The 13,172-nt window shown below is 39.7% G+C and carries 13 protein-coding genes; 4 read left to right on the plus strand and 9 right to left on the minus strand.

What is annotated here, in order from left to right; genetic code table 11:
- Positions 1-216: 216 nt before the first annotated feature.
- From OEV98_RS06145 to OEV98_RS06160, 4 genes are read left to right on the plus strand one after another with little or no spacing between them, the layout of a single operon-like run.
- The gene (locus OEV98_RS06145) at positions 217-2,298 is read left to right on the plus strand and encodes a BglG family transcription antiterminator (RefSeq protein WP_263072343.1); all 2,082 of its coding nucleotides are present in this window, start codon (positions 217-219) and stop codon (positions 2,296-2,298) included.
- Positions 2,299-2,323: 25 nt separating this feature from the next.
- Positions 2,324-2,608 (plus strand): PTS sugar transporter subunit IIB, encoded by a 285-nt coding sequence (locus tag OEV98_RS06150; RefSeq protein WP_263072344.1) that lies wholly within the window; start codon positions 2,324-2,326, stop codon positions 2,606-2,608.
- A 19-nt stretch (positions 2,609-2,627) separates the two neighbouring features.
- Positions 2,628-4,025, plus strand: coding sequence for a PTS ascorbate transporter subunit IIC (locus tag OEV98_RS06155; protein WP_263072345.1), 1,398 nt, complete (start codon positions 2,628-2,630; stop codon positions 4,023-4,025).
- A gap of 1 nt (position 4,026) precedes the next feature.
- Complete coding sequence (locus OEV98_RS06160) at positions 4,027-4,740, plus strand: transaldolase (protein ID WP_263072346.1); 714 nt, start codon at positions 4,027-4,029, stop codon at positions 4,738-4,740.
- 155 nt (positions 4,741-4,895) lie between these two features.
- On the opposite strand, the gene OEV98_RS06165 is transcribed toward OEV98_RS06160, so the two are convergent.
- The 9 genes from OEV98_RS06165 to OEV98_RS06205 all read right to left on the minus strand — a co-directional run bounded on the left by OEV98_RS06165 (position 4,896) and on the right by OEV98_RS06205 (position 13,035).
- Positions 4,896-5,201: a hypothetical protein gene (locus tag OEV98_RS06165; protein WP_263072347.1), complete on the minus strand. Its 306-nt coding sequence runs from the start codon at positions 5,199-5,201 to the stop codon at positions 4,896-4,898.
- Between the two features lie 119 nt (positions 5,202-5,320).
- The gene (locus OEV98_RS06170; RefSeq protein ID WP_263072348.1) at positions 5,321-5,503 is read right to left on the minus strand and encodes a hypothetical protein; all 183 of its coding nucleotides are present in this window, start codon (positions 5,501-5,503) and stop codon (positions 5,321-5,323) included.
- Between the two features lie 88 nt (positions 5,504-5,591).
- Entirely contained in the window at positions 5,592-6,014 is a 423-nt protein-coding gene (locus OEV98_RS06175) for a hypothetical protein (RefSeq protein WP_263072349.1), read from the minus strand.
- Between the two features lie 42 nt (positions 6,015-6,056).
- Positions 6,057-7,307: a replicative DNA helicase gene (locus tag OEV98_RS06180; RefSeq protein ID WP_263072350.1), complete on the minus strand. Its 1,251-nt coding sequence runs from the start codon at positions 7,305-7,307 to the stop codon at positions 6,057-6,059.
- Positions 7,304-8,272: a DnaD domain-containing protein gene (locus OEV98_RS06185; protein ID WP_263072351.1), complete on the minus strand. Its 969-nt coding sequence runs from the start codon at positions 8,270-8,272 to the stop codon at positions 7,304-7,306. Before OEV98_RS06185 ends, OEV98_RS06180 begins: the two co-directional genes overlap by 4 nt.
- A 136-nt stretch (positions 8,273-8,408) precedes the next feature.
- A complete protein-coding gene (locus OEV98_RS06190) occupies positions 8,409-9,128 on the minus strand; it encodes a hypothetical protein (protein WP_263072352.1) in 720 nt (239 codons plus the stop codon).
- A 148-nt stretch (positions 9,129-9,276) separates the two neighbouring features.
- Positions 9,277-11,580 carry a carbohydrate-binding domain-containing protein gene (locus OEV98_RS06195; protein WP_263072353.1) on the minus strand — a complete coding sequence of 768 codons (2,304 nt, stop codon included), beginning with the start codon at positions 11,578-11,580 and terminating at the stop codon, positions 9,277-9,279.
- Between the two features lie 30 nt (positions 11,581-11,610).
- Positions 11,611-12,294 (minus strand): DUF4956 domain-containing protein, encoded by a 684-nt coding sequence (locus OEV98_RS06200; protein WP_263072354.1) that lies wholly within the window; start codon positions 12,292-12,294, stop codon positions 11,611-11,613.
- A 39-nt stretch (positions 12,295-12,333) separates the two neighbouring features.
- On the minus strand, positions 12,334-13,035 hold the full coding sequence (locus OEV98_RS06205; protein ID WP_263072355.1) for a polyphosphate polymerase domain-containing protein: 702 nt from the start codon (positions 13,033-13,035) through the stop codon (positions 12,334-12,336).
- Between the last annotated feature and the right edge of the window lie 137 nt (positions 13,036-13,172).

The raw sequence follows: 13,172 nt of genomic DNA on the forward strand, positions 1-13,172 counted from the left end.
TAGTACAATGGTAAATCAATCTATTTATTTCTATAGCTTTCATATATTTCTGCCTTCATACTGTATAGCGTAATCAATCTAAATCTTCATATAACTTATCTTACCTCCCCCCCTTTCAACCCAATTTTGTTCTGCCAATTGACAAATTTCAGTTTAAATGTAAGCGCTTTATTTAATTATTTTATAATACACTATTACTAGAGGAGGGCGAATGTTTTGATATTAACAGAGCGGGCCGCCAATGTTTTGCAAACAATTTTGTCCAACCGAATCATCACCATTGATCAGCTATCAAGCAAATTAGGCTATACGAAACGGCAAATTAGCTATGATTTACAAAAAATTAATGACTGGTTAGAAAGTAACCGTATTCCGCCGATTCAAAATCGGAAGGAGCTCGGACTGACAGTTCCTGAGGGAGTTCGTAATCAAGTATTTAATATCGTCTCAAAGATTGATCTGTATCACTATATCGCCTCCCCATCGGATCGCCAGAAAATCATGTACCTCCAGCTATTCATGAAACGGGGGTATCTTTCTGTTAATCATTTAACTGACCAAATTAATATGAGCAGAAATACCGTACTATCGTACATCCAATTATTAAAAGAGGAATTGGAGAACCGGGGGATTTCGCTTGTCTATAATCGTCAGGATGGGTATGGGCTTATCGGGGAGGAATTCACGATTCGCTCACTAGCCTTTGAATATTTATCGTATGTGCTAAAACTTCCGAACGGCTGGCAGCTTTTAGAAAATATTTATCGAAACCAAGAAGGAAAAGACCAATTTCTAACAGCCTATCAACTGCTCTTCCATAAAATGACGGAAATGGAACAGCAATTACACATCTCCTTTGTCGAAGAACAGCTGAAGGAGTTAACGATCTTTTTCTTATTCCTGAAGCTACGAATACTTGCTGGCTTTCAATGTCCGCCAATCAAACAAGAAATGAAAAGTATTATCCAAGCATCGAACATTCTTAACTTTTCAAAGGAAATGTTAGAGACATTGGCCATCGGTGACCATCCCGATGAAGCAGCATACATTACGATGCACCTACTCGGGCTAAATACTATCTATGAAACCGAACTTTTTCAACGAAAAGAAACCGATGAACTACTAAATGTGGTCGATCAAATACTTACCGAGTTTGAGAAAAATGCTTGTATCCTTTTCAATAATCGGGAAAATATTCTCAACTCCTTGTATCTTCATATTCGTCCCGTTTACTATCGCAGCCTGTTTCAAATTTCGGTTTCGAATCCATATGTAGAGGACATCAAACGCGAATATTACGACCTTTTTATTCTCGTGAAAAAATCAATCAAACCGCTAGAGCTTTACTTAAATAAACGAATGGCAGATGAAGAGGTTGGCTATATTACCCTTCATTTTGGCGGCTATGTCAAAAGAGAAGAACTAACCTATCGGAGGAAGCGATGTTTCATCATTTGTCCGAATGGAATCGCGACCTCGAACATGCTGAAAAATCAACTAGAGCAGCTAATTCCCGAAGTAGAGGTTGTAAAAGTGATGTCTCCAAGACAATTCCATGGCGACAAACATGGAGATGTTGACTTTATCATTGCAACCATTCCGATTCAAACAATGCTACCAGTCATTATTGTCTCACCAATTTTAACCTCCATAGATAAAGCAAAAATTTTAATGGAAGTAAATTTTCTACTATACAACCAAAATACCGGACTACCAAAAATCAACGAAATGATGCATATCATCAAAGAATATGCAACCATCCATGACGAACCGACACTTATCAAAGCATTAACGAATTTATTAACCGTCAGCTCGGTAAAAGAATTAGGGAGGGTTAAACCAGTGTTAAATCAATTGCTAACGAAAGAGATGATTACTATTACAGACAATGTTTCCGATTGGAAAGCAGCAATCCGCATCGCAGCTGCACCATTATTGGAACAGAAAAAAATCGAAGCAACTTATATAGAAGCAATGATTGCTAATGTGGAGAAAATCGGTCCCTATATCGTATTAACACCAAAGGTTGCCATCCCCCATGCAAGACCAGAGGATGGTGTGAAGGAACTGAGCATGAGTCTATTAAAAATCGATCACCCGGTATCCTTTGCGGCAGATGACCCAGAAAAGGATGTCCAATTAATTTTTATCATTGCAGCGATTGATAATGACCTCCATTTAAAAGCATTAAGCCAGCTATCCAATATGCTTGAGGAGGATATGACGGTCGATCAATTAATCCAAGCAAAAACAGTCGAGGAAATTCAACAATTCGTGAATCATTATAGTAAAAAATAAACAAATGGAAAGGAGGTGAAGTCCGTTGCTAAATATAATTACCGTTTGTGGAAATGGCATCGGCAGTAGTCTCATGTTAAAAATGAAAATCGAGGAAATTTGTAAGGAACATGGTATACCTGTATCGGTTAACTCTAGTGATTTTAATGCGGCATTAAGTCAAAAATGCGATTTAATCGTCACCGTTAAGGAGCTTGCATCACAATTTAGCAAGGATCAGAAAGTTGCAGTCATTCGCAGTTATATTAATAAGAAAAAAATTCAAGAGGATATTTTAGAAACGATTCAAGCACTTCACAATAACAGCTAATTTAAGGGAGGTAAAAATAATGGAAATCATCACAGCGATATTAGAGTTTTTACGAGATGTCTTTTCAGAACCTGCTTTACTCATTGGGCTAGTAGCATTTGTCGGGTTAATTGCCTTAAAAAGTCCTGGTCACAAAATTTTAACCGGGACACTTGGTCCGATCCTCGGATATTTAATGCTCAGCGCTGGTGCTGACTTTATCACAGCCAATCTCGATCCACTCGGAAAAATGATTGAGCACGGCTTCCATATTACTGGGGTTATTCCAAATAATGAAGCAGTCGTCGCTGTCGCACAAGAAATTTTAGGCGTTGAAACCATGTCAATTTTAGTTCTTGGTTTAGTTTTAAATATTGTTATTGCACGCTTTACGAAATATAAATATGTATTTTTAACTGGGCATCATAGTTTTTTTATGGCATGTTTGCTTTCCGCAGTACTTGGTGCATCTGGATTAGATGGTGTTGTACTTGTCATCATTGGTGGATTTCTACTAGGCGCATGGAGCTCCATCTCCCCTGCTATCGGGCAAAAATATACACTCAAAGTAACCGATGGGGATGAAGTAGCAATGGGACATTTCGGTAGCTTAGGCTATTACTTATCGGCATGGGTTGGTTCAAAGGTTGGGAAACCAGAGGATAGCACAGAAAACATTCAAGTTCCGGAAAAATGGGGATTTCTACGCAACACAACAATGGCAACTGCCATCACAATGGTATTTTTCTATTTATTATCAGCAATTGTTGCGGGACCTGAATTTGTCTCTACCCTCTCGAACGGAAAATCACCATTTCTGTTTGCAGTACTTGCCGGCTTGAAATTTGCCGTCGGTGTTGCGATCGTGTATGCAGGCGTACGAATGATTTTAGCAGACTTAATTCCAGCATTCCAAGGAATCGCAACGAAAATTATTCCAAATGCAGTACCTGCTGTTGACTGTGCCGTCTTCTTCCCATACGCACAAACAGCAGTAATTATCGGCTTTGTCTTTAGTTTTATTGGCGGCGTTATCGGAATGGTCGTTCTCGGATTTGCAGGTGGCGTATTAATCATCCCTGGTCTTGTTCCACACTTCTTCTGTGGTGCTACTGCTGGAATATACGGAAATGCGACAGGTGGCAGACGCGGTGCGATGGTTGGTTCTTTTGTAAACGGTTTAGCGATTACCTTCCTACCCGCACTATTACTACCAGTGCTTGGAGAATTAGGCTTTGCCAATACAACCTTTGGTGATTTCGACTTCGCCTTACTCGGAATTATTATCGGCCAAGTAGGAAATGTATTAAACATGACTGGTATTCTTGCAATTGTGCTTGCATTCCTAATCATTTTAATTGTACCAAGCTTTTTCAAAACAAAATCAGCTGCATTAAATAATTACGAATCTAGCAGCTCTGAAACTAGAGGTATGTAAAATGAAAGCATTCAAAATTAAAATCTATGCAGATGGTGCCGTTCTCGAGGATATGCTTACCGCTTATCAAAAAGGTGTTGTTTCTGGATTTACTACAAATCCAAGCTTAATGAAAAAAGCTGGTGTCACGAATTACGTTGCCTTTGCGAAAGAGGTACTGGCAGCAATTCCAGATTTACCAATTTCCTTTGAAGTATTTTCAGATGATTTTGCTATCATGCAAAGGGAAGCTGAGGAAATCGCCTCTTGGGGAAACAATGTGTATGTCAAAATCCCGATCACTAATGCCTTTGGCGACTCATCGATTCCATTAATCCAAGAGCTATCCAAAAAAGGCATTAAACTAAATGTCACCGCCATTTTTACACTTGAACAGGTTCGCGCAACCGTCGACGCTTTTGCACCAGATACAGAAAACATCGTTTCCGTTTTTGCCGGAAGAATTGCCGATACCGGAGTTGACCCAATCCCAACAATGAAAGCAGCTGCAGAAATATGTCGGGAAAAACCCGGAACCGAACTACTTTGGGCAAGCTCTAGGGAACTACTAAATATATTCCAAGCAGAAGCAAGCAACTGTGACATCATCACCTGCACACCAGAAATTCTAAATAAACTAAGCAATGTAGGCAAAGATTTAGAACAACTATCGCTTGAAACGGTACAGATGTTTAGTAAGGATAGTGCGGCGTTGGGGTTTACTGTCTTGCGTTAAATTTAGATTAAATTTGCTTATATGCGATGAGGCATCCAGCGGTTGGATGCCTTTTATTGTAGAATCGAGAGGTAGCATTCGCTTCCTTAATTTTAATCTTTTACATGTTAATATAACGAATGGCAGAATCATGCGATACAGGACTCGCTTATCTATTATAAACGGACACCCTTCTTTTTTACTCCCATGATAATAAAATAGTTAATCCATGTAATAATCGGGATAAAAAATACAAGCACCAATACTCCTAAACTCGCAAACAATCCTTCCATCTGCTTATGAAACATCTGGCTGTCTGTTTTATAAAGGAACATTGTCGCTATTGATAAAATAAGCGAATTCACAATAAAGGCAACTGCTAATGCCGACCATTTGTTTTCTTTCCTTTTTAATATCCATAAAGAACTGATCGTTGAAGCGAAAAAAGAAACGAGGATAATACAAAAAAATACTATATTCAAAAGGCATGCCCCCTCTAATATGTATTATCAATCTAACAAAAGAAAGCAGGGAATAGGAGGTAATCACATGGACGTACATTAGCTTATCCTACTTTCAGCAAAATTCACCTTCCCCTTTCCTATTCTTTCATTCTATCTATCTTTTCACTAATAGCATCCAATCGCTTTACAATAGTATCCAGCTGCTTTTGCCGTCTGGATTGCGAGCGAACGATCCCGACGATGAGCATGATAATCGCGAAAAAAATAAGAAATACTACAATTTGATATAAAGAATCCGCGAAACGAAAGCCGCCATCCATTCCTTTTCCTCCTAATAATATGTTCTCATCATTATAAAATAAAATTCTGATTTATCATATAATTTTCGCCGAATAAACAAAAAAACGGTCAATTTTTTACGTAATACCCAGCAACAGCCGGAAACTCCTCATACTCCCGTCGCAGCTCCCAGAAGGATATCGTTCCCTTCCCTCTGACAAACTCAAAATCTAGCGGATACTCGATACAATTCATTGGCCTGCTACGAAAGGTTTGAATAAAATAGTGAATCGCATCTTTCTCACTGTAGGCAAAAATAAAGACAAAGCATTTCTTACTCTTTTTTAGTGAATAGACACGAACCCGATGAATCCCTAAAACATTCCGTTCAATCATTTCTGCTACTTTTTCATGATTCGCCTGCTCCAAATTAATCGCTGCAATATCATCCTCTAGTGATAGCTTTCCTTCCTGTAGAAGATGATGAATGTAATGGGCTAGGATGGCTTCTTCCGTAATTAAGCAATCATAATATAATTCCTTTACTTGCAAAAGACTCACTCCTATATTTTGTATATATTATGGGCATTCCGCTCATTTTCCCGTTGTTTCCTCCCAAATCCGCCCGGTATATTCGTTGTATTCCACATCAATCTTGCCGGTTGGACCGTTCCTATTTTTTGCCACAATGAATTCTATCGAGGAATCCTTGCTTGCTTTGTCATAATACTTTTCCCGATACAGGAAGATAATCACATCCGCATCCTGCTCAACACTACCCGATTCTCGGATATCAGACATGACCGGACGTTTATTTGCTCTTGCTTCCACACTACGATTCAGCTGTGCTAAGCATATCACCGGGCATTCGAAATCCTTCGCTACTGTTTTTAGATTTTGGGAAATCTCTGAAACTTGATGATGCGAATTCACATAATGTAATTGCTGTGGCCGGATCAATGTTAAATAATCGATAAAAATTACCGGCTGACGATTTGGATATTGGTGCATGAGTTTGCGAATTTTTGCACGCATTTGTGCAATAGTTTGTCCTGCTTGGTCAAATATTTGAATATAGGTTTCGTTAAGCTTTCCAATCACACTAGCCCACCGTGCCTTATGGCTTTCACTTAACAGCTTCTGCGGATTCCGCAATTTGATTCGATTGTATTTGCCAGTGGATGCGATAAGCCTAGTGGTCAGTAATTTTTCTGGCATCTCTAATGAAAAAATAATCGGTAAATAGCCTGCCCATCCCACTTCTTTGGCAAAATGGAGCATCACATCGGTTTTCCCCATCGAGGGTCTCGCTGCGAGTATTGTCAATTCTCCATTCTGAAAACCACCAGTTATTTTATCGAGCTCTCGTAATCCAGAGGTGGCAATTTTCTCCTCTTCCTTTTCGATCCAAGGCGCCTCATACATTCGGTGTAATGCTTCCGTAATCGAGCTATGATCATTCATTTTCACGTGATTAATTTTATCCAAGTGGGTGATTACCTTGCTAATTTCCCAATTGTCCTTCGCAGCAATCGTTAAAATATTACGCTTTTCCCGTTCCTTCCACTCTTCTAAAATTAAATCCTCGATTTCTCCAAATTTATCGATATCCGCATGGGCTAGCAATTCATTCAAATAACTAATTCCTCCAAAATAGGCAAGATTCGGCAAGGTGGAGAGCGTGATTAAATCCACGCCCTTCCCTGATTGATGGAGCTCCAACATCTGCATCATCAGCTGTTGATGACGTACCTCTACTAGCTGATTTGGTGTGATGATGGTATCCTTCATTAAATAGTTTTCCTTCATCAGGCTGCCTAAAAATGCCTTTTCCACTAGACTCATTCCTCATCCTCTCCTGCATTCATGTCATAAACAAAATACCGTGTTTTTTCCTGCTTTTCAGGGGGAGTCTCGCGTTTTACCTGTTTCATTTTCCATTCACGATACGCCTGCTCGGCTGCATGTACCTCGTCCACTGAGGAATATCCTTTATCCACCCAGCTAAGTAAAATAGCTTCCACATACCGCCAATTTTTATTCCCATTTTCAACCGCCTGTTTCATCGCTTCCACCACCATATCCTCGGACAAATCATGACTCCACGCATTAATTTTTTCAAAAATATAGCCGTTCAGCGTACCAAAGCCACAGTTCTCAAAAAATCGAAAAGGATTGTCTACAGGCGCGTGCGCATTGTTGGTGGTGGTGGTGATTAAAAAATTCTCTTGGGTTTTCTCTGAAGTAGTCTCTGGTATTGGTGTAGGCAAACTGGTCACTGCGTGGGACGTTTTTCTCCCCTCCGCAAGACGTTGCTTATCTGTGGAGCTTGCACTTGATAGATTTTCCATACGCGAATGGTCATTTATCGATGGCTTGTTTCTATCCTCTAGACATAATGAATCACATTCATCGACAAGAATAGGCTCGTCCATCGATTGCACATCGTCCGGTTCTGCTAACACAGTCTCACTCGACTCTATTTCACATAGCCGATCCAACATCTCATAATTAATCGTATACCATTTCGTTTTGTCGAACTTCGAACGATTGTAGTTCCCAGTAACAATGACATTCATATGCTCCAGCTTTGTAATCAAACGCTTAATTGTCGACTTTGACCAAAAATCAAATTGCCCTTGCCAATCTTCATAGGTGTTATACACCCATTTCTGCCCTTCATGAACATGCTTACTTTCCCCTAGCCAATAGTGAAGCTGCTGAACAAATATCGCCGCTTCCACCCCAAGTCTTCTCGCCAACGTCGGCAACACAAAAAACGGCCGCTCATTCACTAAAAACTTACTCATAATAACCATCCCTCTCCCCGGTAAAATTATTTTCATTATCGTTATATAGAGTTTGGCGAAAAATGGACAATCGAATGGGGAAGTTTTTTGTATTTTTGGGGAAGGGGGTGGATGAGAATAGGTGATTACAAGTTTATTAGGGGATTTTGGGAGTATTGATCACTTTTTTTGGGAAGTTCACCATAAATTTCGGGAATCTTCCTGTTTTTTTCGGGAACTTCACCTTAAATTTCGGGAATCTCCCTACTTTTTTCGGGAAGTTCTCCTTAATTTTCGGGAACCTCCCTGTTTTTTTCGGGAACTTCACCATAAATTTCGGGAACCTCCCTACTTTTTTCGGGAACTTGCCCTTAATTTTCGGGAACCTCCCTGGGTTTTTCGGGAACTTGACCTTAAATTTCGGGAACCTCACTGTTTTTTTCGGGAACTTCACCATAAATTTCGGGAATCTCCTTACTTTTTTCGGGAACTTGCCCTTAATTTTCGGGAACCTCCCTACTTTTTTCGGGAAGTTCTCCTTAAATTTCGGGAATCTCCCTACTTTTTTCGGGAACTTCTCCTTAAATTTCGGGAACCTCCCTACTTTTTTCGGGAACTTCTCCTTAATTTTCAGGAACCTCCCTACTTTTTTCGGGAACTTCTCCTTAAATTTCGGGAATCTTCCTGTTTTTTTCGGGAACTTCACCATAAATTTCGGGAATCTCCCTACTTTTTTCGGGAAGTTCTCCTTAAATTTCGGGAATCTCCCTAGTTTTTTCGGGAACTTCTCCTTAAATTCCGGGAACCTCCCTACTTTTTTCGGGAACTTCTCCTTAAATTTCGGGAACCTCCCTATTTTTTTCGGGAACTTCACCATAAATTTGGGGAACCTCCCTACTTTTTTCGGGAACTTCTCCTTAAATTCTGGGAATCCCCCAGTTCTTTTTCAGTACCTTCAACAAAAAAGCAGCCACCCTATAAACCACATGGTTTGGCTGCTCTCTTTCAAAAGCTATCCTACTAATCTAATTTTCAGATCCTTGCTCATTTTCTTCTGTTGTTCCAAATGGGTTCGATCCGCCTTGGCCGAATGGATTTCCATTCATCATTCCTTGGGAGTTACCTTCTGTTACACCATTTTCGTCTAAATATGTCATTACACTAGACATTGTAAATTCTACTGTTAACTCGCCTTCCTCATAACTAGCTTCGTGATAAACGCCATCGCTATTTTCACCTGTTAGTACTCCGCCTGAGTGTAATGTATAGTTTTGATTCAATTTCAAGTCTGGTGTACTAATAACAATCGTTTGGAATTCTTTTTCAGGGGTAATAGCAAAAATTTCCTCTCCGTTTTCATCGGTTACATAGACGCTCGTATTCGCTTCTTGGTATTCAGAGAAGGTCATCATGATAGCATTTTGACTAGATTCCTCTGATACTCCTTGTGCCATCCCACTGCTTCCGGAAGCTACAAGAATCCCGCCTTCGATGTCAAAAGTATTTCCGTAATCAAGTGGACCATTACCGTTATCGGTTGGACCATAGACAATAGCGGTACCACCGGTCATTTTTATGGAAGTATTGGAATCTAGTCCATCACCATTCGCATCGACAACTAAATAGCCATCTTCAATTAGCAATAATCCTTCCTCTGCTGTTTCTTCCTCGGGTTGACTAGTAGCCGCTGCCGTATCTTGATTTTCCGTTGGTGGTGCAGTCATTCCAAACTCATCACTTCCACCATTTGCATTGACTCCATCATCCTCTGCATGAACATGATACGTTCCACCCGCAAAGGTTATATTTACACCTTCAATTCCCTCTAAGCTTTTCTCAATCGAAACTTCGCCGCCATTCAAGAGCACATCTGCGTCGCCATGAATGCCATCATCACCGGTGGTAATCATAATTTCCCCACCAGAAATGGTGACATCTTGATTACTATGGAGGGCATCGTCTAGGGAATCAATTATTATTGTTCCTCCAGCTACATAAAGCTCGGCTCCAGCTTTAATACCCTTTGTACTTACCGTTTCTTCTTCTGTAGTTTGTTCATCACTAGCTTCACTCATATTGCCTTGAGCTTCACTAGGTTGTCCATTTTCAGAATCCCCCCCATTATCAGGTGGCTGGAATCCTTGACCATCAGATGGCGGAGTAAAATTAGCACCTTCCTCCATTCCTTCTGGCGGTGTACCATTCATTCCACCAGGACTACGCATATTTCCGTTTTCCTGGATTTGCTCGAGCACCTCTGGATTGTCTTGTAAAATTGTTTGAACCTCTTCCATTGTTTCGGCAGCTTCCAGTTTTTCCTTCAGCTCATCCGAAACATCGATTCCATCTAATAATCGATCAATATATGATGCGATGTCTGCTGAATTAAAATTAGTAGGACCTCCACCTCCACGTTCCATACCGCCACCCATTCCCATGCCGGCTTCTTGGTTCGTGATAGTTTCTGGGCTACCACCACCTGCTGTAATCGTATACTCCCCGTCAACAATTGCAACGATTTGCTCCGCTTGTATCCCGTCACCATCGGCTTTAATGGTAAATGAACCATCTTCCAATATTACATTACCTTTTGATTCCTCTTCGTCATTAGAAGCCTTTAGACCATCGCCACCTGCCGTTACCGTAATTGCGGCGTCTTTTACAGCTAGCACATCTCGACCAACTATCCCATCATCAGTAGAAGTAACTTGGATAGTTCCACCAGTAATTTTTAAATCATCATTACTTTTTATGGCGTCATTAAAATTACCTTGAACAGTCAAAGCACCAGTCCCATTTATTGTTAAATCATCTTTACTAAAAATGGTCGCCGTTGGCTCATCCGTTGTGTTGTTTTCATATACATATTCTGTTGCATCTGATAGTACATTTTCTGTACCTTTTTCCAATGAAACAATTGTTTTATCTGCTTGTTTAACATCAATCGGTGCACTCGTTGTAGAATGGATTGTCACGCCATTTAACACTAAGCGAACATTCCCTGTGTCCTCGGAATCAACAACAATTTGTCCATCCGTAAGCGTTCCATCAAGGACATATGTTCCACTTGTGCGTATCAAAATTTGGCTATCCTCCACTACTGCACCGCCATCACCATCAACGGTTGCTGTCGTACCTTCTAAATGGATGAAAGTAAAATTATCTGCCTGCCAATCCGTATAGTAATCACTATCCTCATATTCTACTAGATTAATCACAACACCATCCTCATCCTCGGTGGCTGAATCAGAATTCCCATCACAGCCACTAACGAGAAGTGAGGTGCCGAGTAATAAAGGAAAGAGGATCTTTTGTAGTTTCTTATCCATTTGATTCAGTCCTTTTATCATCTCTATTATTTATGCGGTAAAATTGCCATCATAGCTTAACATGACTGCAGAATGAATACCCTTTAGCTCGGATATTTCTGCAACAATTTTCGAATCATTGTCTTTTACACGAATTTCATAGGTAACTTCTGTTTCATAGCCCTTCATAACAGATTTCGATTTTAGTGAAAATTTCTTTGTGTTTTCTTTAATCATCCGTTCAATTTCCTCGTTTGTAATTTCGTTATCAAATTTCACAACTAATAAATACGGATTTTCCACTTTTATTTTGCCTGCGAATAAAACAATAACTAGTCCAATGACAATAGAACCTACTACTGCGAGTAAAATAAAGCCGGCACCACATAAAATCCCGATAATCAAAGACCAAAAAATATACACTAAATCCATCGGATCCTTAATTGGTGTACGGAACCGCACAATCGACAAAGCACCAACCATCCCAAGCGATAACAAGACATTTTGACTAATCCCCATAATCACAAGTGACGTCGCCATTGTCATAATAATCAGCGAGATATTAAAAGAATGCGAGTAAATCACACCATTAAAGGTTTTCTTATAGACAATGTAAATAAAAAGTCCAAGTATTAATGCAAAGCCTAGGCTAAGCAAGGAATCCGTTAAGGAAAAGGAAGCAGTTTTCTCTAAAAAGCTCGATTTAAAAATATCTGTAAACGTTGTTGAATTCATTTTTTTCTCTCCTCATTTGTTTTTTAATATAAAAATCGGTTATCCATACATTCGACTCAATTGATATTTCGAGTATGCCTCTTGTCTAGTGTCGGACAATTGAAGTAATAGCTTAATCACTTCCGGAAGATACTCATCATATTTAACCTCCAAAATGACTAAATTCGGATCTAACACATCGACCATCGGTAGCTGTTTGTTAAACATATCAATATTTTGTAAACTCGACTGTACCTTGCAATCAAACGTAATCCGAACATTGCCATACGGATAAATCAATGCTTCCCGCTCATAGTCGACAACGGTTTGCGGTTTTATCAAATGATAGATCATCTCACGATATAAATCGCGAATCAATTCGCGCTCGTCAGTCTCCATCCATTGAATATCCCCGACGCATATCCTTTCGTATTCCGACCGGGTAATAGTGCACTTCGATTTGAATGTTACATTATTCCGTTTACTTTTCCTCTCGAGATTAACTACTCGATCACACTTTTCGTAAATCCGAACCCGATATTTATCCCGGTTCAAAAAGCCTTCTTTCTTTTCGGTCAAAACTTTATTATCAAAGTTATCAAAGTACGTAGAACGGATATGATATTTCCCATCTCGTCCAGCATTTGGATCACTGTGCATAAAATGAAGTAACTTGTTACGAAGCACATAATATTCCGCATTGGAAATCGCATGCTTCAATTCTTGTCGTCCATTTGGATTAAATGAGGTTGAACTTGGCATTGTAGGAACCTCCTTTTATTTTTTTGATTCTTTCTACATTGCCAAGTATAGGGGCGGAATATGTCAGTGGGATGTCAAAGTTAACTTATTGTAAATACTGTAAAGATTAAGCTATTTTGGGCAAAAAAATAATCCCA

The sequence above is a fragment of the Perspicuibacillus lycopersici genome (assembly GCF_025660475.1).
GTDB classification, from domain to species: Bacteria; Bacillota; Bacilli; order Bacillales; family Caldibacillaceae; genus Perspicuibacillus; species Perspicuibacillus lycopersici.